The organism is Azospirillum sp. B510 (genome assembly GCF_000010725.1).
In the GTDB taxonomy this organism is placed as follows: Bacteria; Pseudomonadota; Alphaproteobacteria; order Azospirillales; family Azospirillaceae; genus Azospirillum; species Azospirillum lipoferum_B.
Window position 1 is genome coordinate 575,191 of the sequence record NC_013857.1, and the last position, 23,238, is coordinate 598,428.

Sequence of the window (23,238 nt, forward strand, 5' to 3'; positions counted from 1 at the left end):
GTCATCCGGCGCCACTGCCGGCGGCAGGCGCTCAGGATCGGCACAAACCCTTCAAAATGCGACGTTTCTTACCACCTTCGCACGGATTGATACGAACGTGCGAAAGACGCTTTGTCTCCTGGTCGCCATTTGTTGCTATTCGCTGATTTACCCATCACTAGCAACTGTGGTGTTGATTATGCGTCCACATACCCCAGTGAACAGGTTCGGTCGTTTTGCAGTCCGCAGCCCCGCCCCATCCAAATGCCACAGCATCCGCCCCATCGGCGGCCACCGCGTCCGACCGTGACCAGGCGGCCGAAAAGGCAGCGCGGCGCCTGCTGTCCGGCATGCTGGGGCCGCGGCGTGACCGGGCGATGCTGGTTCTCGCCTCCTTCGCCCTGAATATCTTCGGACTGGCGCTTCCGGTCACGCTGCTGCACGTCTATGACCGTATCCTGCCGAACGAGTCCTACGGCACCATGCTTCTGCTCGGCCTCGGCTGTGGTGCCGCGGCGGTGATGGAGGCCGTCCTGCGCGTGGCGCGGTCGGCGCTGACCACCTGGATGGGTGCCAGGATCGAACACCAGTCGAGCGCATCGCTGATCGACCGGCTGATGCACATGCCGCTGAACACCTTTTCACAGCAGGGCATCGGCACCCATTTCGAGGTCTACCGCGCCATCAAGATGGTGCGGGAATTCTATTCGGGCCAGGCGCTGCAATCGGCCATCGACATCCCCTTCGCTGCTCTCTATCTCGGCCTGATCGCGCTGCTGGCCGGCTGGCTCGCGCTGATCCCGGTGGCGGTGCTCGGGCTGTTCCTGATCGCCGCCGCCCTGCTGGGCCGGCGGATGCGCCGGGCGCTGGAAAGCCGGCACACGCTGGAGGAGCGGCGCCTGAACTTCATCAGCGAGGTGCTGGGCGGCGTCCATACGGTGAAGGGACTGGGAGCCGAAGCCGGCCTGCTGCGCCGTCACGAGCGGTTGCAGCAGGGCTGCAGCGAGGAGGACTTCACCGTCGCCCGGCTCAGCGGCTCCGCATCGGTGCTCGCCGGGACGCTGGCCCAGGCGACCATGATGCTGGTGGTCATCCTGGGCAGCATCCCGGTGATGGACGGGGCGATGACGACCGGCGTGCTGACCGCCTGCTCGATGCTGGCCGGGCGCTGCGTCCAGCCGGTGCAGGCTTTGTTCGATCGCTGGGTGCGGTACCAGTCGGTCTCGCTGGCGCTGCGCCGCATCGGCCATGTTCTTCTGGAGGTCGATTCCGATGGTGCGGCACCACAGTCGCGCACGGACCGCCACAACAGGGTCGAGCGGACCGAGGACGACCGGTCCATGACCACGCCTCTCGCCCCCGGGTCCATCGAGATGGACAAAGTCCGCTTCGCCTACGAGCGCGGTCCGGAGATCCTCGGCGACCTGTCTCTGAGCGTCGGACCGGGCGAATTCCTGGGCGTGGTGGCGACCAATTCTTCTGGCAAGACGACCCTGCTGCGCCTGATTCTCGGCGTGCTGCGTCCATCCGCGGGCGAAGTGCGGGTCGGCGTGCGCGCCCTGCCGGATAGTGCCGACGCCATGACCGGCATCGGCGGCATCGTCTATGTCGGTGAGCAGCCGGAGCTGTTCAAAGGCACCATCCTGCAAAATCTGACGCTGTTCGACCCCGGCCGGGCCGATCTGGCGATGGAGGTCTGCCGGCGCCTCGGTCTCGACCGCCGGATCGCCAGCCTGCCGCAGGGCTATGAAACCATCGTCGGCGACGCCTCGCAGGAGGCATTGCCGCGCGGCGCCCGCCAGATGATCTGCGTTGCCCGCGCGCTGGTCCGTGAACCGGCCGTTCTGCTGCTGGACGAGCCCAACTCCTCCCTCGACGTCGAGTCGGACAAGACATTCCGCCGCACGCTTGAAGAGCTGCGCGGCAGCGTCACCATCCTGCTGGTCACCAGCCGCCCGTCGCTGCTGTCGCTGGCCGACCGGGTGATCCAGATCGTCGACGGCCATGTGGTGACCCGAAATCCTGCCATGGAGGGTGCCCAGGGCGGTGGGCAGCCGACCCTGGTCGCCAGCACCCCGGCAGAAGCCGCCAAAGCCGAGAGCGAAAGCAGGATCGATGCGGAGCCGATCCGCGCCGCCCATGACGATGCCGACATCCTGCGCCGCCGGCTGGCACAGGCTTCCGCGGTCGGCGCCTGCATGGTGCCGCTGCTGGACGCGCTCGGCTGGCGCGGAGCGCCGCAGACTCTGGCGGAGGCCCTGCCCCACTTCTCGGAGGTGCAGACGGTGGAGGAGCTGTGCGACGTGCTCCAGCGCCTGCATTTCGATGGGCGCAGCCTGCAACTCGACCTGACACGGATCGAGCCGTCGCTGTTACCCTGCCTGTTCCGCAACCGCGATGGCCGCATCTTCACATTGCTCTCCGTCGATGCCGGCGGCGTCACCGCCTTCAGCGGCCAGGCGCGCGAAACGGTGACGCTGACCTCCGGCAAGGGCACCGCCTATCTCTTCACGCCGCTGGAAACGGCGGCTGGCGCCGGGACCCAGAACTGGGTCGGAACGGTCATCCAAGCCTATCTGCCGCTGCTGTGGGCGGTGCTGGGCTTGAGCGCCGTCATCAATCTGCTGTCCGTCGCCGCCCCGCTCTTCACCATGGCGGTCTACGACACGGTGATCGGCACCGGATCCTTCGACACGCTGGCGACCATCGCCGTCGGCGCGGCCCTGGTCGTCGCCGGTGACTTCGCCCTGCGGCAGATCCGCGGCCGGGCATTGGCGCATGCCGGATCGCGCATCGCGCGCGGCATCAGCAACGCCACCATCGAACGCATTCTGATGCTGCCGGTTGGCATGAGCGAGCGCGCCGCCATCGGCACCCAGATCGCCCGGGTGAAGGATTTGGAATCGATCCGCGATTTCATCAGCCAGGGTCAGGTCGCGGCCCTGTTCGACGTGCCCTTCGCCCTGCTCTATCTCGGGGTGATGGGGGTGCTGGGTGGTCCGCTGGCGCTGGTACCGCTGGCCGCCGTGCTGGTGACAGCCGCCATCGGCGCCGCCGTCCACCCGCTGGTGCGCGCCCGTACCAGCACCACCGCGCGGGCCGACACGGAGCGCCAGGAATTCTTCGTCGAGATGGTCGCCAAGATGCCGGCGCTGCGCGCCATCGGCGGGCTGGCCCATTGGCGCGACCGCTACGACCGCCTGTCGGCCCGCACCGCGCGCGCTGGCCACAGCGCCGCCAACCTGTCGGCGACCCATGCGGCGCTGGCCGGGCTGGTGGTGCCGGTCGCCGGATTGGCGACCGTCGGGGTCGGCGCCATGCAGGTCTTCGCCGGCACGATGACGCCGGGCGCGCTGATGGCGTCGATGATGCTGCTGTGGCGGGTGATGGTGCCGCTGCAGACCGCGGTCTCGATGCTGCCGCGTGTCGAGCAGTTGCGCGCCAATGCCCGCCAGATCAACAGCCTGATGAACATCCGGCCCGAGCGCGAGCCACGTTGCGCCACCCTGCCGCCGCGCAAGCTGAAAGGCGAGGTGTCCCTGTCCCGCGTGTCGCTGCGCTACCGCAACGACGCCGATCCGGCATTGGTCGGCGTGACCTTCACCGTCAAGCCGGGGCAGATCGTCGCCATCGTCGGACCGGACGGCGCCGGCAAATCGTCACTGCTGAAGGTGATGCTGGGGCTCTATGCGCCGCAGGCCGGCAACGTGCGGATCGACGGCGTCGACATCCGCCAGATGGACCCGATCGACCTGCGCAAGTCCATCGGTTATGTGCCGCAGGCCAGCTCGCTGTTCTACGGCACCATCGAGCAGAATCTGCGCTTCGCCGACCAGACCGCCGACGAGTCCGAGTTGCGCTGGGCTCTCTCTCTGGCCGGCGCGCTGGACGAGGTGGAGGCGCTGCCGCGCGGGCTCGACACCCGCATCGGCGACAACCAGTCGCTGCGCCTGTCGCCCAGCCTGACGCAGAAGATTTGTCTGGCCCGCGCCTATATCCGCCGCCCGCGCATCCTGCTGCTCGACGAGCCGGCGAGCCGGCTGGACTTCGAGGGAGACAAGGCTCTGCATGCGGCGCTGGCGACGCTCCGCGGACACAGCACCATCTTCCTGGTCACGCACCGGCCGAGCCACCTGACGCTGGCGGACATGGTGTTGACAATGGACGCCGGCATGATCGCTCCAGCCAATCCGGCAGGCGGCCTGCCCGGCCCCCGCCCGGTCGGTCCAGGCGGCGGCAACAGCGTCGCCAATGGCATCGCCGGGGCGCTGCTGGGCGGGATTGGGCTGCAACGCCCGTCCGGCATCGCCGCCACGCCGCAACATTGAGTCCGCCCCACACCTCTCCCGCTTCGACTGTGAACCGCATCATGATCGCTTCAGACCTCGCCCGCCCCACCGGCAAGTCGCTCAGCGCCGACGACGCGACGCTGTCGCTGGTCCGCGCCACCATCGTCGTGCTGGTCTTGCTGATGGCCGCCCTGCTGACCTGGGCCACGCTGATGCCGGTCAGGGAGGCGGTCGTCACCGCCGGCCAGGTGGTGCCGTCCGGCAACGCCCAGGTGGTCCAGCATCTGGAAGGCGGCATCGTGTCGTCCATCCTGGTGAAGGAAGGCGATCTGGTGGAGGCCGGGCAGCCGCTGGTCGTCTTCGATCCCAAGCAGGTCCAGGCGGAGCGCGAGCAGATGAACGCGCGCCTGCTGACGCTGGAACTGCGGGCGGAGCGGCTTCGCGCCTTCGCCGCCGGCCGGGCTCCCGACCTCGCCGGCGTCGCCGGACCCGACTCGCCGCAGACGGAAGCCCAGATCGCCGACCAGCGCCTGATCTATGAGACCCAGCGCCAGGCGCGCGACACCGCCATCGCCGTGCTGCGCGCCCAGGTGTCCCAGCGCGAGGCGGAGTTGGCGCTCTATCAGGGTCAGCTCGCCAACATCAAGGACCAGATCGCGCTGATCACCGGATCGGTCGACATCCGCAACAAGCTGGAATCGATGGGGCTGTCGTCAAAGCTGCAATCGCTGGAAACCCAACGCGAACAGTCGCGCCTGATGGGCGAGCAGCGGCGGATCGAAGGGCAGCTCATCGCCACGCAGCAGGCGATCACCGAGGCCGGCAACCGCATCCTCGACCAGTCGGCCAAGCTGTCACAGGACGCCGTGAACGAAATGGGCACGGTCACCGCCGAGATCGCCCAGCTGCGCGAGGCCCGCGGCAAGCTGGACGACCGCGTCCAGCGCCTTTCCGTGCTGTCGCCGGTGCGCGGGCTGGTGCAGGACCTGCGGGTCAACACCATCGGCGCCGTGGTGCCGGAAGGCGGCGTCCTGATGCAGATCGTTCCGGTCGACCATGAAATGACGGTGGAAGCGCATGTCACCCCGCGCGACGTCGGCCATCTCCAGGTCGGGCAGGAGGCGACGGTGAAGGTGCTGACCTATGACTTCGCCCGCTATGGAGCGATCACGGGCACGCTTCAGCGCATCTCGGCCACCACCTTCCTCGATGAACAGCGTCGCCCCTATTACAAGGCGGTCGTGGCGCTCAGCCGCAACCATGTCGGCCGTGACGATGCCCGGCATCCGGTGTTGCCCGGCATGACCACCCAGGTCGAGCTGGCGACCGGCGAGCGATCGCTGCTGGAATACCTGCTGAAGCCGATCTACTTCGCCCTGTCCGACAGCTTCAACGAACGGTGAGGGCGGCGCGCGGCGCCCTCACCCGCCGCGCCCTCTCCGAGGGCGGATGGGAAGCCGCGAACGCAAAGAGGCCGCCAGTCCCGATCCGGACTGGCGGCCTCTTTGCGTTCGCGAATGGACGCGCGCCTGATGCGGAATGGCGAACGGTCAGTAGGCGCCGAGCGACCGGGCGGTCGCGGTGAACTCCTCGGCGAGCCAACCTTCATTCTGGATCAGGTATCCCATCAGATGCTTCAACGCCGCCTCGTAAGCCTCGGCGCGCGCATCGTCGGGCAGACCCGGCATTGACAGATGGGCGACGAAGTCGTCCACAGCCTGTCCAGCCTTGCGGGAATCGACTTGGGTCATGACGTGGAACAACCTGGGGGTGGTGTCGACGATGGCCTGAGGTGTCATGGAAGCACCTTGATGCTGGACGCGATGCCTGTGCCGATAATGGCTTCGAGGCCACCGGGTGTGAAAGCGCTATTTAGCGCTTAAATGAAATAAATTTAAAAGACATTCGATACATCTGGTTTCAAGTGCCTTCGGTTCGTACCAAAAAGCGGCAACATTCAAGTCCGACGGCTCGGGCAGGCGGGCGACACAGCTCGACAGAATATGTCACGACATGCCAGTAGCAATCATGGCCACCAGTATCTAAAATTGTCACGATTCAGCATCGCCCGTGAACGCCATGGCCGGCCGCCCCAACCGCAGCGCCTCCCTTCAGACCGTACCGCTTCACGCGGTGGAGCCGGATCAGGCAGCCGTCAGCCTGGAAAAGGTCAAGGCGATCCTGGCGCCGCTGGACCGCGCGCAGAAGTCCAAACTGTTCGAACTGGTTCAGGCCGGGCATCTGGAGGACGACCAGATGACGGTCGAGGTCGGTCGTCTGATCGTCGCCATGCTGAACGGCCCGCGCACCGAACATGCGCGCCGGATCTGGACCGGCTGGTTCGACCCGGTGATGTTGCGAACCGACGCGCTGATGCTGGCGGAAAGCCGCCCTCCAGGCTGCATGCATGTGACCGATGCCAGCGCCTGGTGGTTCGCTCTGCTGCCACACCTGCGCGAGCTTGCCGGGCGGGTCCAGGACGACGTCGCCAGCCGCGCCAGGGAACATCCCCTGGACACCGTCCTTGCCTCCCCCGCCGCGGCGGAATGGGCCGAGGAGCTTCGCGTCCGCTCGCTCGCGGTCTTGCGTCAGCGCGGCGGGGCCGGACCATTGTTGGCGACCGCCAACGCCGAACGGCTGACCCTGCTGCGCAAGCGCGGGCTGTCGGGGGTCGCTCCGCTGTCGATGGGCGATCTCGCGATGCTGGACGCCATGCTGGAGCATGCGCCGCTGTGGAGGGGCGCCGTCCGTCCGCGCGACACCATCGGCATTCTGCACAGCGTATCGATGATGGCGGAGCGTGCCGCGACCATTGCCGGTGCAACCGATGCCGGCATGGGTGGCACCGACGGCCCCACCTATTACGCACTGTCGCTGATCAACGGATCGCGCGATGCCGATCAGGCGCTGGCGCTCTATGGCATGTCCCCCGGCCCGGCTCTGGTCGAGGCGGCGATCGGTCATGTCCAGTTCGCCTGGCAATGCCTGCGCCAGAAGATGGAGGGCCTGCATCTTGGCCGCCCCATCCCGCCGCAACTGACCGGGGGCGAGTCGGTGGACCGGCTACAGGAACGCGCCTTCCGCTGGTTTGATGCCTTGCAGGGATTCGGGATCGAACGTGGTGGCCGCGGCTGGGCGCCGGTGTCGGCCGCAGTCGGCCGGACAACCGGTCTGGTAGAGGGCGAGGTCGTGCCGGTGCTGAGCCACCGGCTGCTGGTTCTGAACGCCAGTTCGCTGACCCGGCCGCTGATCGATCAGGTGCGCTTCATCAACGGCTTCAATCACCACCTGCGCCGCCGCGGCATCGGCGCCTCCACCAACCCCTGGCTGCCGGCCATCGGCGAGCATCTGGCCAACCTGTTCCGGCAGATTGGCGCCTATGGCCGGGAAGAGGCGCTGGCAGCCATGGCCGATCTGTGCGAACTGGCGGAGGAGACCGGCTATCCCATCGAGGTAACGGCAATCGACAAGACCCTCCTGACCATCAGCGAGCGGGCGTTGCGCGATGGGCGGGAGCTGAAGGCCGGGGAAAACAGGCTGATCGAACGCGTCGTCACCGTCGCGACCGAGGAGCGCCGCCGTTGCCGCTGGTGGGTGTCGGGTGAGCTCGTCAGCCTGCTCGACGCCGCCCAGCAGCGCGGTATCGGCCCGACACCGCAACGGGCCTGATCCGGGCCGGTTGCGGACCGGCGCCGATCAGGTAAAGCTGTCGCTCAACCCGAGATTCTTTAGGTCGAAACCGGCGTCCTTGCAGGTCTGACGGATCTTGCGGACGGCGGCCAGCAGATCCTTGCTCTGGCTCATGGTCGGCGGCGTGCGCAGGATCTGATCGAACATTTCCTGGTTCATCTGGTATCTCAGGATGTTCTTGGGATCGCTTTCCAGATGCAGCAGGAACATGTCGTCGAAGATCTTGCCGTCGACGGTGCGGGATTTCGACGTCTTGACGCGCTTGAACCAGCTCATGCTCTTTGCGAGATCCGAGTTCTGCTCGACCGTCTTCATTTCGCTGGCGAGCTTGGCGTAGGCCGCGCTGTCGTCATCCCGATCGCCGAGAAACATCTTGAAGATGCACAGTGCTTTGGTCTTCGTCGGCTCCGAGCGGAAATCCAGCACCATCCAGGGAAACAGCACCCGCCTGAGACGGTCGATCGACGTCTCGACGGCGTCCACCTCCATCTTCTTGGAGATCGCCCCGGGACTCCGCGACAAGGCGGCATAGACCAGGGCGCGGCGGGTTTCAACCGGAGCGAATGCGATCGTCTGGGCAACGGAAGCCACGCCACCCCCTCCTCATCAAAAGGATCGTTTCGATTGGTCGGGGCTAACACACATAACGATGCAGGCTCAATATGTTGCGGGCGTCGGACTGGCAGCGGGAGGAAAAGCCGGCGGGGAGGCCGCCCTCCCCCTCAATGCGCCTCCTCCCAGTTGTCGCCGATCCCGGCCTCCGCCACCAGCGGAACGCCGAGATGGGCCGCGCCCTCCATCACCTCGCGGACGATGCGCGCGGCGTCGTCCACCTCCGCCTCCGGCACCTCGAACAGCAGTTCGTCATGCACCTGCAACAACATGCGGGCGTTGCTCCCCGCCGCCGCCAGGGCATCCGGCATCCGGTTCATCGCCCGTTTCATGATGTCGGCGGCGGTGCCCTGGATCGGCGCGTTGATGGCCTGACGCTCGGCGAAGGCGCGGCGGGCGGCGTTCTTGTCCTGGATGCCGGGCATGTAGCAGCGGCGGCCGAACAGGGTCGCGACATAGCCGTGCTGGCGGGCGAAGGCCTTGGTCGCCTCCATCCACACCTTCAACTCGTGGAAGCGCTCCAGATAGGTCTTGATAAAGGCGTTGGCCTCACCGGGCGCGATGCCGAGCTGACGGCCCAGCCCGAAGCCGGAGATGCCGTAGATGATGCCGAAATTGATCGCCTTGGCCTTGCGGCGGATGTCCGGCGTCATCTGCGCCAGCGGGATGCCGAAGACCTGGGCGGCGGTGGCGGCGTGAATGTCCAGACCGTCGCGGAAGGCGTCCTTCAACGCCTGGATGTCCGCCATCTCCGCCACCAGACGCAGCTCGATCTGCGAATAATCGACGCTCAGCAGCTTGTGGCCGGGCGAAGCGACGAAGGCACGGCGGATCTTCCTGCCCTCTTCCGTCCGCACCGGGATGTTCTGGAGGTTGGGGTCGGTGGAGGACAGGCGGCCGGTGTTGGTCGCCGCCAGCGCGAAGGCGGTGTGAACCCGACCGGTGACGGGAGAGATCTTTTCCTGGAGCGCGTCGGTGTAGGTGCTCTTCAGCTTGGCGAGCTGCCGCCAGTCCAGCACGCGCTGGGCGATGGTGTGGCCCTGCTCCGCCAGCTCCTCCAGCACGCTGCTGTCGGTGGAATAGGCGCCGGTCTTGCCCTTCTTGCCAGTGCCGAGCTTCAGCGTGTCGAACAGGATCTCTCCCAGCTGTTTGGGCGAGCCGATGTTGAAGCTCTGGCCGGCAAGGGCATGGACCTCCTTCTCGATCTCGGCAAGGCGGACGGACAGGTCCTGCGACAGGCGGGCCAGCGCCTGCTGATCGATGCGCACGCCCTCCCGCTCCATGTTGGCCACCACCGGGACCAGCGGGCGGTCCAGCGTCTCATAGACGGTGACCATGCGGCTGTCGACCAACCGCGGCTTCAGCAGGGTCCACAGCCGCAGCGTGATGTCGGCATCCTCCGCGGCATAGGCCAGCGCCTTGTCCAGCGGCACTCGGTCGAAGGTGATCTGGTTCTTGCCGGTGCCGCAGACCTCCTTGAAGGGGATCGGCGTGTAGGCGAGATGCAGTTCCGCCAGCTCGTCCATGCCATGGCCGTGGGAACCGCCCTCCAGCACGTAGGAGATCAGCATGCTGTCGTCCACCGGCGACACCGTGATGCCGTTGCGGCCGAACAGCTGATGGTCGAACTTGAAGTTGTGGCCGATCTTCAGGACCGAGGGGTCCTCCAGCACATCCTTGAGGATCGCCATCGCCTCGGCCGCCGGGATCTGCGCCGGCGGCGGCGGGGCGTCGAAGTCGAGCTGGCCGGCGGCGGCGCTTCCCTCCGCCTTGTGCGCCAGCGGAATGTAGCAGGCGATGCCCGGTTCGGTGGACAGCGAGACGCCGACCAGCGTGGCGGTGGCCGGGGTCAGGCTGTCGGTCTCGGTATCGACCGCCAGCCGCCCGGTCTCGCGCGCCCGTTCGACCCAGCGGCGCAGCGCATCGGCGTCCTGCACCAGCTCGTAACGCACCTCCGGCACATGCAGCACCGTCTTTCGAACCGGATGGTCCTGGGTGTCGGCCGTCCCATCGGTCGAAACATTCTCGGGCGGAGCGGAAGGCGTCGCCGAAGTGGTCACCACAGGCGCCGAGCCGGCGCCATCGGCGATGCGGCCATCCTTCTGCATCTCCATCTCGACGCGGGAGACGATGCTGCGGAAGCCCTGGGCCTTCAGGAAGTCGATCAGCTTCCGGTGATCCGGCTCGCGCACGCGCAATTCGTCCAGCGGCTTGGGCGGCGGTGCCCGGTCGTCCAGCCGGACCAGACGGCGGGAGATGCGGGCTTGCTCGGCGAACTCGATCAGCTTCTGGCGGCGGGCCGGTTGCTTGATCTTGTCGGCATTGGCCAACAGAGCTTCCAGATCGCCATATTCGGTGATCAACTGGGCGGCGGTCTTCACGCCGATGCCGGGCACGCCTGGAACATTGTCGACGCTGTCGCCGGCCAGCGCCTGGACATCCACCACCTTTTCCGGCGGAACGCCGAACTTCTCGAACACCTCGTCTGGTCCGATGGCCTTGTTCTTCATCGGGTCGAACATGCCGATTCCGGGACGGACGAGTTGCATCAGGTCCTTGTCGGACGAGACGATGGTCACCGGGCGCCCGGCCTCCTGCGCCAGACGGGCGTAGGTGGCGATCAGGTCGTCGGCCTCGTAACCCTCCAGTTCCAGGCAGGGCAGACAGAACGCCTCCGTCGCCTCGCGGATCAGGGCGAACTGCGGCTTCAGCTCCTCCGGCGGTTCGGGGCGGTGGGCCTTGTAGTCGGGATAGAACTCGTTGCGGAAATTCAGCCGCTTGCTGTCGAAGACGACCGCCACCGCCTCCGCCTTGGCGTCGGCCAGCAGCTTCAGCAGCATGTTGGAGAAGCCAAGCACCGCATTGACCGGCGTGCCGTCCGGCCGCGTCAGCATCGGCAGCGCATGGAAGGCGCGGAAGATGAAACCGGAGCCGTCGACCAGATACAGGCCGCTGCCGTCGCCACCGGAGCTGGCGGGACCGGTGACGGTTTCTGGAGTGGCGGCGGCGCCAGCGGTATCGGCGGTCATGATCGTCTCTCATCCCTTCCTTGCGGGCGCTACCATCGCCGAAGGACGGGCCGGAGTCGAGTGTCGAGACCGGGCCGGAGCCGTCTCAGGAGGCACCATCCTCCACAGCACTGGTCACCACCGGCCCGACGAAGGCATAGCCGACGCCATGCACCGCCTGGACCGGCAGGGCGCAGCCGCTGCGCTCCTCCACCTTGATGCGCAGGCGGCGGACCAGCGAATCGATGGAGCGGCTGTAGGGATCCCAATCGCGGCCGGTCAGCGCCACGGAAATGTCCTGGCGGCTCACCGGCTCACCTGGGGCGGTGACCAGAAGGGACAGGAACTTGTACTCCGTCGCGGTCAACGGAACGGCACCGCCGGTCGGCGGCTGGATGCGCCATTCGATGTCATCGAACACCCAGGCCTTGCGTGCATCCGGTGACAGGGCCACGGGCACGGCAACGGCGCCCACCACCGCGAAGGACGGTTCCGCGGTCACCTGCGGGCCGGCACCCTTCTGCATCCGGCGCACCAGCGCCTTGATCTGGGCCTCCACTTCGCGGAAATCGACCGGCTTGACCAAATAGACGTCGGCTCCCAGTTCCAGCCCGATGACGCGGTCGATCAGACCGGATCGCGCCGTCAGCATGATGATGGCGGCGGGCGAACGGGCTCGGACGCGGCGGGCGACCGAAAAGCCGTCCTCGTCCGGCAGGTTGATGTCGAGCACGATGACGTCCGCCTGGCATTCCTCCAGCAGCCGATCCAGCTCCGCACCGCGCGACGCTCCTCGCACGTCGAATCCACATCGGTCGAGATACTCGACAAGATCGTCACGAAGATCGGATTCGTCTTCGACCACAATGACCCGGGCCACGACGTCCCACGCCCCCATTCACATTTGTATGAGGTTATCTTAAACACCGGAATGGGTTACGCAATCCTTATAAGATGACAGGCCGCCCCCTGTCCGCGCGACGCGCTGATCCGTCCACGCGATTTTTGCGGCCGCTCATTTTTGCGGCAGATAGCGATCACCGACCGTCGCCGCGTATCGGGCGACCCATTCGCGGTCGATGGCGTCGATTCGCCCCTTCGCCTTCAGCTGCGCAAAGCAGCGGTCGAAGTCGGCGCGCAGCGACTCGTCACGGAACACCACGCTGTAGGGCGTGGGCGGAAAGATGGCGGTGAACAGCACGGGCTGGGCCGGATCGAAGGGCAGGCCACCGGGCGACTTCGCCTTTTCCTGGAGCTGGCGGTTGTATTCGGCGAAGATCAGGCCGTCGGCCAGAACCGCGTCCACCCGGCCGGCGAACAGCAGGTTGGAATGCACCATCTGGTCGGCGCGCTCGCGGAAATCACCGAAGCTCGGGATCGCTTCCCGCAGGCCGGGCAGCACGTCCGGCGCGCCGGTGAAGGTGATGACGCGCTTGCCCGCCAGATCGGCCAGCGACCGTACCACCAGACCGCTGCTCTTCAGAACCGACGCCCCGTTCTGGTAGGTGATGTAGGGAACGGACCGCGCACCCGGCATCTCCATGTTGGCCGGAACCGTGGAAACGGCATCGACCTCGGGCGCGCCCGCTTGGCCACCGCCCTGGGCGCTGTCGCGGAAATCATTCCAGTGGCGTCCGACGGGAACAACCTTGAAACGCGCCTCATGACCGCAGACCGCCAGCGTCTCGGCGATGATCGAGGCTTCGCGCCCGGTGCCGTTGACGGTCATCATCGGCGGCAGTTCCGGGGCCAGCACCGTCACCGGACGCGCGGCGGCGGGCGACGCCATCGCAACCAGGACCATCGTCACCCGAGCGGCCGCCGCGGGGACAGGGACAGGGGCAATCCGGATCATGGCGGCAAGGTAGCTAGAAACGCCTCCCCAGGCACCGAATGCACGTTTAATGAACGTCATCATTCGCACTCCGCGACAGAGAGTCCCAACCAGTGGTTTTACTATAGGAGAGCTGTGCTGGAGAGTAACATGGGTGCTGGCACGCCCGTCCATCAAAAATCCGCGTTCAGGAAGTGCTTCCGCAATCGACGCACCGCGCCTGTCACAGTTCGTCGCAATTGGACGGGATTGGTCGCCGACCGTCTCCGGTCGCAGCCTTTTTCCATATTCATGCTGGCAACAAACCAGTCCTTTGCCGAATATTATTTCAGGACTGACAGATGTGCTTGTGCTATGGATAGTCTCATACCCGCTGCGCGCCATATGCTTCGGCCGGTCCGAATGACCGTCGGAGTTTTGCACGCTGGGGTGGATTTACCGATGGATGCGGGACTACGGTGGGCCCGGACGGCCGGACCGGGACAGCCATGAGACCCGCTTTGAACGCAAGACGCCCGATCGCCCGGGTCAGGAGGATGTGGATGAGCGTCACTGGATGGGACGACACCGAATCCTACACGCTTCGCGGTGCCGGCCCTCGTGGAACGGGCGGCGACGTCCATTCCGGCGGCTCGTCACTGCTGACCCGCGTCATCCTGATGATCGTCGGCTGCACGCTGATGGTCGGAGTGATCGCCATTGGCGTGTCATCCGTCCTGGTCGGCCGGCAGCAACGCGACGCGCTGACCCACCGCGCCACGCTGGTCGGCACGCTGCAGGCCTCCGCCATGGGCCAGGCGGTATGGGAATTCGACACCCGCGCGGTGGAGGCGATGATCCGCGGCCTGATGGCCGAGGATCCGGCGGTGCGCAGCGTCAAGGTCTGGGCGGCGTCCGGCGGCCGCGGCGGCCATGGCGAACCGCTGGTGGCGCTGGACCGCCCGGCCGGCCGGGCCGAACTGGCGACGGTGGAGCGGCAGATCGCCATGTCCGACAGCAATGGCGAGCGCACGCTGGTCGGCCTGCTGCGCCTGACCTATTCGCTGGAGGAGGCGGAAAGCGCCACGATGACGGCGCTGGCCCCGATGGCCGGTCTGGTCTTCTTCTCGCTGCTCGCCGTGATCGGCATGATCAGCCTGCTGCTGAACCGGCTGGTTCTGGCGCCGCTGGCCCGGCTCACCCGCTCCGCCGGCGCCATCGCAGCCGGAGACTACCGCGTTCGCCTGCGCAACAGCCGCGCCGACGAGATCGGCCAGCTGACCGTCGCCTTCAACCACATGGCCGAGACCGTACACGGCTATACCGAGCGGCTGGAACAGCGCGTCGCCGAACGGACGGAGGAGCTGCGCCACTCCAACGAGCAGCTCGCGGTCGTCAACCGTCAGGTGATGGACAGCATCCAATATGCCAGCCTTCTGCAGTCGGCGATCCTGCCCGACGAACGGGAGATGGCCCGCCATCTCGACGGGCTGTGCGTGCTGTGGCGGCCACGCGACGTGGTGGGCGGCGATTTCCACATCTTCCGTGAACTGGAGGGCGGCCGCTTCCTGATCGGCGTCGCCGACTGTTCCGGCCATGGCGTGCCGGGCGCCTTCATGACGATGACGGTGTCCGCCATTCTGGACCATGTGCTGTCGGAGATTCCCGACAGCGACCCGGCGGCGATCCTGGGCGGGCTCAACCGGATGGTGCGCGCCGCACTCGCCCGCGGGCGAGACAACCCGCGCTTCGACAATGGCCTGGACATCGGGCTGTGCCTGGTGCGGCCGGACCAGGGTGACCTGCTGTTCGCCGGCGGCCGGATCGGGCTTCACATCGTCGATCCCGACACCGGCGCGGACGATGGTCAGCGTGTCCATGAGGAGATCCGGGAAATCAAGGGTGACCCGCAGAGCCTGGGCTATCGCCGCTCCGACATCGGCCACCGCTTCACCACCCATCGGGTGGATCTGGTGCCGGGCCGCAGCTTCTACCTGACCACGGACGGCTTCCTCGATCAGGCCGGAGGTGCGCGTGGCTTCGGCTTCGGCAACCGCCGCTTCGGCGCCATGCTGCTCGAACAGAACGCCCGTCCGATGGCCGAGCGCCGGGCCGCCTTCGCCCAAGCGCTGGCCGATCATCAGGGTGACCGGGCCCAACGCGACGACATCACCCTGGTCGGCTTCGCCGTTTCCCCGGCCGCCCCCGCGGTGTCCCCCGATATCGGCCCGATACCGGCATGACATGACCGCCGGCTCATCTTCATCACACCCCATCCACCCGTAAGGCAGGTCGTCAAGGTACGATGAAAGGCAACGAACTCTTCAACCTACAGGAACTGCTGTCGCGGCAAAAGCTGCTGATCTGCTTCAGTGGCCCCTTCAGCCACAGCGTCATCGAGGAGCTGGGCAAGGCGGTCCGCAACCATCTGGAAAATGAGCGGATCGAGAAGTCGGCGATCATGGACGTCTTCTCCGTCTATGTGGAGCAGGCCCAGAATGTCCGGAACTACACCGCATCGCGGGAGGCGCTGGGCCGGCCGATCCCGGCCAACAGCGGCATCGTGGTGATCGGCAAGGAGGACGACCATTATGTCGTGAGTTCCGGCAATCTGGTCGAGGCGGACGATGTCCCCGGCCTGTCGGCGATGCTGGAGAAATTGCGCGGACTGGACAAGGCCGGCCTGAAGGCCGCCTACAAGGAGCAGTCCCGCAAACCCCGCGAGTCCGGTGCCAGCGGCGCCGGCCTGGGGCTGATCGACATGGCGCGCAAGGCCTCGCGGCCGTTGGAATATTCGGTGCGCGCGGTGGACGATGCCTATTTCTTCTTCAGCCTTGAAGTGCAGCTATAAGAATTCACGGAACACGCATAATGGACAGCTTGCGGATCGAGGCAACCTCCTGCTCGCCCCTGATCGATTTCGATCCAGAGGCCGGACTCCTGCGCATCGAAGGGGAGTCCTATCCGGAAAATTCCTTCGACTTCTATGCGCCGGTGTTCAACTGGCTGGAAGAATACCTGATGACACCTGCGCCGACGGTGGTGCTGGACATCGGGCTGAGCTACCTCAACACCAGCAGCATCAAATGCATGATCGACGTGCTGGAGATGCTGGATGGCGCCCACCAGAAGGGACAGGCGGTTTCGGTGCGCTGGCATTACGACAGCGACAATGACCGCGCGCTCGACATGGCGGAGGAATTCGCCGAGGACGTCTCTCTGCCTTTCGAAATTCTGGCGCATTGATGGCGCGCTGAGCATCCGGGATGACGATGCGGTCGCAGGAACAGGAGCTTCGCCAATGGGTTCAGCGGCTGGCCGAGGATCCGGCCAATGCCGACAATCCACTGCTGGCGGAATTCCAGAAACTGGCGGACCGGCATGCCAAGCTTTTGCGCCAATTCCGCAAGATCGCCAAGATCAGCGACCGCTTGCAGACCGAGACCAAGGACATGGCGCGCCAACAACGTCAGTTCGTGCTGATGGTCAGTCACGAGTTCCGTACACCCCTGGCGATTATTGACAGCGCGTCGCAACTCCTGGAGATGGAGCCGAAGCTGCCGGTCTCGGCGATGCCGCGGGTGGCCAAGATCCGCAACGCGGTCCAACGGACGCTGCATCTGATCGAACGCGGTCTGGCCGACGACCGGCTGGGCACCGCGGCGGCGCGGCCGATGGCCTTCGACCTTGCGGCGATGCTGACCGGACTGGTTGCCGAACTGCGGGGGACCACCGGCAACCATCGCTTCGAACAGCATGGCTTCGATCGGCCGTTGCCGATCCCGGGCGACTGCGATCTTTTGGCCGTGGTCTTTTCCAACCTGCTGGAAAACGCCATCAAATACTCGCCGAACGGGGGAACGATCCGCCTTGATCTCTCCAGCGGTGACGGTCAGGTGACGGTGCGGATCGCGGACCAGGGAATCGGTGTCAATGCGGCCGACGCGACACGGCTGTTCGAAAAGTATTTCCGGGCGTCCAACGCCGCCGGAACGACGGGTGCCGGGCTCGGTCTCCATCTAGCCCGCGGCATCGTGGATACCCATGGCGGCAGCATTTCGGTGGTGAGCGAGCCGGGCCGGGGATCGGCCTTCACCGTGCGGCTTCCAGCCGCGCAGGCGACGGACCCGGCCGCCGCCCCGGCCGCCACATCGACGGTCGCGGCCGGGGTGGTGACGGAGACGTCGTCATGACCGGCGCCGAAGGCACGGGCGACGGTCGATCGACTGGCACGACGATGACGGGCTTGCCCAGGCGCTGGGCCTTGCGGCGGGGAACGGTGGGCATGATGCTCCAGGAACAAAAACTTCAGGACTGGCTCGCCCGGCTTGGCGAGAATGAGGAGTATGCCTCTCATCCGCTGATGAGTGAGTTCCGCGCGCTCGCCGACGAGCATATGAAGCTGATGCGGCAGTTGACCAAGATCGCCAAGATCAGCGACCGCATGCAGACCGATACCCGCCAGATGGCGCGCGCGCTGCATACCGCCTCGCAGACCGATCCGCTGACCGACCTGCCCAACCGCCGTCAAATGATCGAGCGGCTGGAAGCGGAACTGTGCCGCGTCGGACGCAGCGGCGGCAGCTTCGCGCTCATCATGGTGGACATCGACCATTTCAAGGAGGTGAACGACGCCTTCGGTCACGCCGCTGGCGACCATGTTCTGGTCGAGACCGCCTGCCTTCTGCGGCGGAACCTGCGTACGCACGATCTATGCGCCCGCTGGGGCGGTGAGGAGTTCCTGATCCTGCTGCCGGATGCCAAACAGTTTCAAGCCGAAGCGGTGGCCGAGAAGCTGCGGGAGCTCGTCGCCAACACCGCCATCGAACACCAGGGTCACGGCATCGCCATCACGCTGAGCCTCGGCGTCGCCGCCTACCAGCCGGGGGGGACGGCCGACGCCTGCATCCAGGCGGCCGACGACGCCCTGTACGTCGCCAAACGCAACGGCCGCAACCGGTGGTCCGCCGCGGCCTGATGCCTGGACCGTAAGGTGACCGGATGCTTCGATGGGCTCAACCGGTTCTCCGCGCCGCTCCGGCGAACGCCACCAGCAGTTCCGCCACCGCCAGGGCGGCGATCACCTCCGGCCGCTTGTCGCCGGTGAGCGCGGCGCCGATCGGGCAGGTCAGCCGATCCAGCGCGGCCGCGTCACGGCCACGCGCCCGGAACCAGCGCTCGAACTTGGCCCGCTTGGTCGCCGAGCCGATCATGCCGACATAGGCGGCGTCACCACGGCGCAACGCCGCCTCGGTGATTTCGAAATCGAGCGCGTGGCTGTGGGTCAGCACCAGATAGCCGGACCCGGCCGGCGCCGCCGCCAGCGGGTCGAGCGGGTTATCGGTCAGAAGGCGCTCCACCCCCGCCGGGATCCTATCGGGAAACTCCTGGATCCGTCCGTCGATCCACAGCACGCGCAGCGGCAGCGGAGCGAAGGCGGTCGCCATGGCCCGCCCGACATGCCCGGCCCCGAACAGCAGCAAGGTGGGACGCGCCGCCATCGCCCGCCGCTCACTCTCCCGCAGACCGGCAAGCGTGCGGTCATCGGCACGCTCCAGCCGCAGCACGACATGCCCGCCGCAGCATTGCCCGGTCGCCGGCCCCAGGGCGAGGTCGAGCGTCGCGGTGGCCGGTCCATCCTCCAGCATCCGCCGAGCGGCGGCGATGGCGGTCCATTCAAGCCGGCCGCCACCGACGGTGCCGGCGCAGCTCTCCCACCCCACCAGCATGCCGGCCCCCTCCTCGCGCGGGGTAGAGCCGCGCGCCTCGGCGACGGTGACCAGCACGGCGGGGGCACCCCGCGACAGCCAGTCGGAGAGCAGGACGGAGAGGGCCGTCATGGCTGCGGGGACGCCGCCATCCGCTCCCGCAAGGCCGCGATGCAACCCAGCACCCGTTCCGGCGTGGCGGGGCGCGTCCAGCCGGGGACAGAGCCGATGGCCGGCGACGCTCGCCACCGCGTCCGACAGGGCATGGAACACCGACATGCCCAGCATGAAGGGCGGTTCGCCCACCGCCTTGGAGCGGAAGATGCTGTCCTCGCGGTTCGGCGCATTCTCCAGCAGCGCCACGTTGAAGATGCGCGGACGGTCGGAACAGGCCGGAATCTTGTAGGTGCTGGGGGCGTGGGTGCGCAAGCGACCCTGCCCGTCCCACCACAGTTCCTCCATGGTCAGCCAGCCCATGCCCTGGACGAAGCCGCCCTCGATCTGGCCCTTGTCGATGGCCGGGTTCAGCGACCGGCCGCAGTCATGCAGGATGTCCACCCGGTCGACGACATATTCGCCGGTCAGCGTGTCCACCGTCACCTCGGCGCAGGCGGCGCCATAGGCGAAATAGTAAAAGGGCGTGCCGCGCCCGGCGGCACGGTCCCAATGGATCTTGGGCGTCCTGTAGAATCCGGTGGCCGACAACTGCACCCGCGCCATATAGGCGGCACGCACCAGATCGGCGAAGCCCATGTCGCGCTCGCCGACCCGCACCCGGTTGCGCTCGAACCGAACCGCATCGGAGGAAACGCCCCAGTTTTCCGCCGCGAAGGCGACCAGCCGGTCCTTGATGGTGCGCGCCGCCGCCTGCGCCGCCTTGCCGTTCAGGTCGGAGCCCGATGACGCCGCGGTGGCCGAGGTGTTGGGCACCTTTCCGGTGCTGGTCGCGGTCGGGCGGATGGTGGAGAGGTCAACCTGGAACTCCTCCGCCACCACCTGGGCGACCTTGGTGTAGAGCCCCTGCCCCATCTCGATCCCGCCATGATTCAGCTGGATGCTGCCGTCGGTGTAGACATGGACGAGCGCGCCGGCCTGATTGTAATGGCTGGCGGTGAAGGAGATGCCGAACTTCACCGGCGTCAGCGCCAGCCCCTTGCGCAGGATGCGGCTCTTGGTGTTGAAGGCGCGGATCTCCTCTCTCCGTGTCCAGTAGCCGCTGCTGTCCTCGAGTTGCGCCACCAGTTCGGGCAGAATATTGTCAGTGACGGTCTGGTGATAGGGCGTAAGGTTACGGCCGTCCGTCTCGGGATCGCAGCCGTAGAAGTTGCGCTTGCGGATCTCCAGCGGGTCCTTGCCGAGCGCGAAGGCGATCTCGTCGATCACCCGTTCCGCCGCGACCATGCCCTGCGGGCCGCCGAAGCCGCGGAAGGCGGTGTTGGACACCGTGTTGGTCTTCAGCGGCAGCGATTCCAGCCGCGCCGCCGGATAGAAATAGCCATTGTCGGCATGGAACAGCGCCCGGTCGGTCACCGGCCCCGACAGGTCGGCGGCATAGCCGGCCCGTGCCGCGAACAGCATGTCCACGCCCTGGATCAAACCGTCGCCGTCGAAGCCGACACGGTAGTCGATCTCGAAATCATGGCGCTTGCCGGTGATCTGGAAATCGTCGTCACGGTCGGGGCGCAGCTTGGCGGCGCGGCCGGTGCGTCTGGCGACCAGGGCGGTGCAGGCGGCGAACAGGTTCGACTGCGTCTCCTTGCCGCCGAAACCGCCGCCCATGCGGCGCACCTCCACCGTCACCATGGCGTCCGGCACGTCCAGAACATGGGCGACGATATGCTGCACCTCGGTCGGATGCTGGGTGGAGACATGGATCAGCACCTCCTGATCCTCGCCCGGCACCGCCATGGCGATCTGGCTTTCCAGATAGAAATGCTCCTGCCCGCCGACGGCCAGCCGCCCTTCGACACGATGGGGTGCCGCCGCCAGCGCCGCGCCAGCGTCACCGACCCGCAACGTCATCGGCGCGGTAACGAGCGTGCGTGTGCCGTCAGGGGCACCGTCGCGGGCGGCGGCGATGGTGAGGACGGCCGACAGATCCTCATACTCCACCACCGCCAGCCTGGCGGCGCGGCGGGCCTGATCGCGGGTCTCCGCGGCGACGGCGAAGAGCGGCTGGCCGACATGCTCGACCAGGGCCGAGGCGAACAGCGGCTCGTCATGCTTGCCCATACAGCCGATGTCGTTCACCCCCGGCACGTCTTCGGCGGTGAAGACCGCCACCACACCCGGCGCCCGCCGGACCGGCGACAGGTCGATGGCGCTGACGCGGGCGTGCGCCCGGCTGCTCAACCCGAGATAGACATGCAGCAGCCCGGCCGGTTCGGCGATGTCGTCGACATAGACCGCCTCGCCGCTGACATGCTTGTGCGCGCTCTCATGCCGGTGCGCGTCATGGACGCCGCCCCGGATCCGGCCCGGAATGGGCGAGACGGGCGTCGTTGCGTCAGGTGCCATGGCGTCAGGCATGGGCGAGCCTCCGGTCACCGACCAGACGGGTCTCCGCCGCCGGGTCGCTGGTCTCGATATAAAGCTTCATCAGCAAATTCGCGGCCACCATGGAGCGATAGCCCGCGCTGGCCCGCCAGTCCGTCAACGGCGCATAGTCCCCGGCGAGCGCCGCCATTCCCCGGCGCACGGTTTCCTCGGTCCAGGGCTGGCCCGACAACGCCGCCTCGGCCCCGCTGGCGCGCTTCGGCGTGCCGGCCATGCCGCCGAAGGCGATGCGGATGTCGGCCACCCGCCCACCACCATCCAGCGTCAGGCGGAAGGCGCCGCAGACGGCGGAGATGTCCTGGTCGAAGCGCTTGGCGATCTTGTAGGCACGGAACCGCGCATCCGCCGCCGGTTTGGGCAGGATCACCGCCTCGACGAACTCGCCCGCGCGGCGGTCCTGCTTGCCATAGTCGATGAAGAACTCCTCCAGCGGCAGCTCGCGCGTCTCGTCGCCATGGCGCAGCCGCAGGGTGGCGCCACAGGCGATCAGCGCCGGCGGCGTGTCGCCGATGGGGGAACCGTTGGCGATGTTACCGCCGATTGTGCCCATGTTGCGCACCTGTTCCGCCCCGATGCGGCGGATCAGCTCGCCGAAATCAGGATAAAGCACGGAGATCCGATCCGCCGCGTCGCTGTAGGTGACGCCGGCCCCGATCACCAGCGCGTCGCCGCGATCCTCGATCCGCCGCAGGGCGCGCACCCGGCCGGTATAAATCACCGTCGCCAGCACGCGTTGGAACTTGGTCACCCAAAGCCCGACATCGGTCGCCCCCGCGACGATGGTGGCGCCGGGGTTGTCGAGCAGGAGCCGCGCCAACTGCGGCACGGTGGCCGGCGCCAGGAAGCGCCGCCCGCCGGCCTCCCCGCCGGCCCCCCCGTCAGCCCCGATGCCGAGGATCTCCTCGTCACGCAGGGCCTTCAGCTTTTCCGCCATCGCCGCGCAGTCGGCGAAACGGTCGCTCTGGCGGTCGCCGAGATCATACATGGCATGGGCGGCGCGGACGATCGGCTCATAGCCGGTGCAGCGGCACAGGTTCCCGGCCAGCGCGTCGTCGATACGCCGCCCGTCCGGCCGCTCCTCGTTCAGATAGAGCGCCAGCAGCGACATGACGAAGCCGGGCGTGCAGAAGCCGCACTGCGAGCCGTGGCAATCGACCATCGCCTGCTGGACCGGGTGCAGCGCGCCGTCCGGCCCCTTCAGATGCTCCACCGTCAGCAGCCGGCAGCCATCCAGCGTGGCGAGGAAGCGGATGCAGGCGTTCACCGCCTCGTAGCGCAGCGTGTCGCCATCCAGCCGCCCGACGACCACGGTGCAGGCGCCGCAATCGCCCTCGGCGCAGCCCTCCTTGGTGCCGGCCCGCCGTTCCGACAGCCGCAGCCAATCCAGAACCGTCAGGGTCGGATCGACCGCGTCGATCTCCCGAAGTTCGTCGCCGAGATAGAAGCGGAGGCGCTGGCGCATGGCTGCTCCCGATGAACTTGTGACGGTGTGACGCAGTATTTCACTGACGTTCAGTCTGTCACCAGATCGGCAGCGCGGGAAAGAGTTTCAAATGATTTGCAAAGGAGGCGGCGGACGACGG

General features: G+C 67.0%; 15 protein-coding genes and 1 pseudogene. 8 read left to right on the top strand and 8 right to left on the bottom strand.

All coding sequences use genetic code 11. The annotated features are described in order from the left end of the window. The first annotated feature begins 215 nt into the window (after window positions 1-215). Together AZL_RS33650 and AZL_RS26935 are read left to right on the top strand one after the other, a co-directional pair. Window positions 216-4,307, top strand: coding sequence for a peptidase domain-containing ABC transporter (locus AZL_RS33650; RefSeq protein WP_148219661.1), 4,092 nt, complete (start codon window positions 216-218; stop codon window positions 4,305-4,307). Window positions 4,308-4,348: 41 nt separating this feature from the next. Then, window positions 4,349-5,671 (top strand): HlyD family type I secretion periplasmic adaptor subunit, encoded by a 1,323-nt coding sequence (locus AZL_RS26935; protein WP_012977564.1) that lies wholly within the window; start codon window positions 4,349-4,351, stop codon window positions 5,669-5,671. Between the two features lie 147 nt (window positions 5,672-5,818). Here AZL_RS26935 and AZL_RS26940 read toward each other — a convergent pair whose 3' ends face one another. After that, window positions 5,819-6,067: a hypothetical protein gene (locus AZL_RS26940; protein WP_042445733.1), complete on the bottom strand. Its 249-nt coding sequence runs from the start codon at window positions 6,065-6,067 to the stop codon at window positions 5,819-5,821. 280 nt (window positions 6,068-6,347) lie between these two features. Here AZL_RS26940 and AZL_RS26945 point away from each other — a divergent pair, with 280 nt between their 5' ends. Further along, window positions 6,348-7,937 (top strand): hypothetical protein, encoded by a 1,590-nt coding sequence (locus tag AZL_RS26945; RefSeq protein ID WP_042445927.1) that lies wholly within the window; start codon window positions 6,348-6,350, stop codon window positions 7,935-7,937. 27 nt (window positions 7,938-7,964) lie between these two features. Here AZL_RS26945 and AZL_RS26950 read toward each other — a convergent pair whose 3' ends face one another. From AZL_RS26950 to AZL_RS26965, 4 genes are all read right to left on the bottom strand, one after another. Next, entirely contained in the window at window positions 7,965-8,549 is a 585-nt protein-coding gene (locus AZL_RS26950) for a hypothetical protein (RefSeq protein WP_012977566.1), read from the bottom strand. A 131-nt stretch (window positions 8,550-8,680) separates the two neighbouring features. After that, entirely contained in the window at window positions 8,681-11,599 is a 2,919-nt protein-coding gene (gene polA, locus AZL_RS26955; protein ID WP_012977567.1) for a DNA polymerase I, read from the bottom strand. 85 nt (window positions 11,600-11,684) lie between these two features. Further along, window positions 11,685-12,458: a response regulator transcription factor gene (locus AZL_RS26960; RefSeq protein ID WP_012977568.1), complete on the bottom strand. Its 774-nt coding sequence runs from the start codon at window positions 12,456-12,458 to the stop codon at window positions 11,685-11,687. Window positions 12,459-12,593: 135 nt separating this feature from the next. Further along, complete coding sequence (locus tag AZL_RS26965) at window positions 12,594-13,382, bottom strand: substrate-binding periplasmic protein (protein WP_247894502.1); 789 nt, start codon at window positions 13,380-13,382, stop codon at window positions 12,594-12,596. 572 nt (window positions 13,383-13,954) lie between these two features. On the opposite strand from AZL_RS26965, the gene AZL_RS26970 reads away from it, so the two are divergent. The 5 genes from AZL_RS26970 to AZL_RS26990 all read left to right on the top strand — a co-directional run bounded on the left by AZL_RS26970 (window position 13,955) and on the right by AZL_RS26990 (window position 18,369). After that, the gene (locus tag AZL_RS26970; RefSeq protein WP_148219662.1) at window positions 13,955-15,634 is read left to right on the top strand and encodes a SpoIIE family protein phosphatase; all 1,680 of its coding nucleotides are present in this window, start codon (window positions 13,955-13,957) and stop codon (window positions 15,632-15,634) included. Between the two features lie 62 nt (window positions 15,635-15,696). Further along, the gene (locus AZL_RS26975; protein WP_012977571.1) at window positions 15,697-16,242 is read left to right on the top strand and encodes a SiaB family protein kinase; all 546 of its coding nucleotides are present in this window, start codon (window positions 15,697-15,699) and stop codon (window positions 16,240-16,242) included. Between the two features lie 20 nt (window positions 16,243-16,262). Continuing rightward, window positions 16,263-16,637, top strand: coding sequence for a biofilm regulation phosphoprotein SiaC (siaC, locus tag AZL_RS26980; RefSeq protein WP_012977572.1), 375 nt, complete (start codon window positions 16,263-16,265; stop codon window positions 16,635-16,637). A gap of 20 nt (window positions 16,638-16,657) precedes the next feature. Beyond that, window positions 16,658-17,584: a sensor histidine kinase gene (locus AZL_RS26985; RefSeq protein ID WP_012977573.1), complete on the top strand. Its 927-nt coding sequence runs from the start codon at window positions 16,658-16,660 to the stop codon at window positions 17,582-17,584. Beyond that, window positions 17,581-18,369 (top strand): diguanylate cyclase domain-containing protein, encoded by a 789-nt coding sequence (locus tag AZL_RS26990; protein WP_012977574.1) that lies wholly within the window; start codon window positions 17,581-17,583, stop codon window positions 18,367-18,369. The genes AZL_RS26985 and AZL_RS26990 overlap by 4 nt, the downstream gene beginning before the upstream one ends. Window positions 18,370-18,406: 37 nt before the next feature. Here the strand turns inward: AZL_RS26990 and xdhC are convergent, their stop codons facing one another. The 3 genes and pseudogenes from xdhC to xdhA form a co-directional block, all read right to left on the bottom strand. Next, window positions 18,407-19,231, bottom strand: a complete 825-nt coding sequence (gene xdhC / locus AZL_RS26995) for a xanthine dehydrogenase accessory protein XdhC (RefSeq protein WP_042445739.1) — start codon at window positions 19,229-19,231, stop codon at window positions 18,407-18,409. After that, window positions 19,228-21,628 (bottom strand): annotated as a pseudogene (gene xdhB / locus AZL_RS27000) (xanthine dehydrogenase molybdopterin binding subunit). Before xdhB ends, xdhC begins: the two are co-directional and overlap by 4 nt. Continuing rightward, entirely contained in the window at window positions 21,621-23,117 is a 1,497-nt protein-coding gene (gene xdhA, locus AZL_RS27005) for a xanthine dehydrogenase small subunit (RefSeq protein ID WP_012977576.1), read from the bottom strand. Before xdhA ends, xdhB begins: the two are co-directional and overlap by 8 nt. Between the last annotated feature and the right edge of the window lie 121 nt (window positions 23,118-23,238).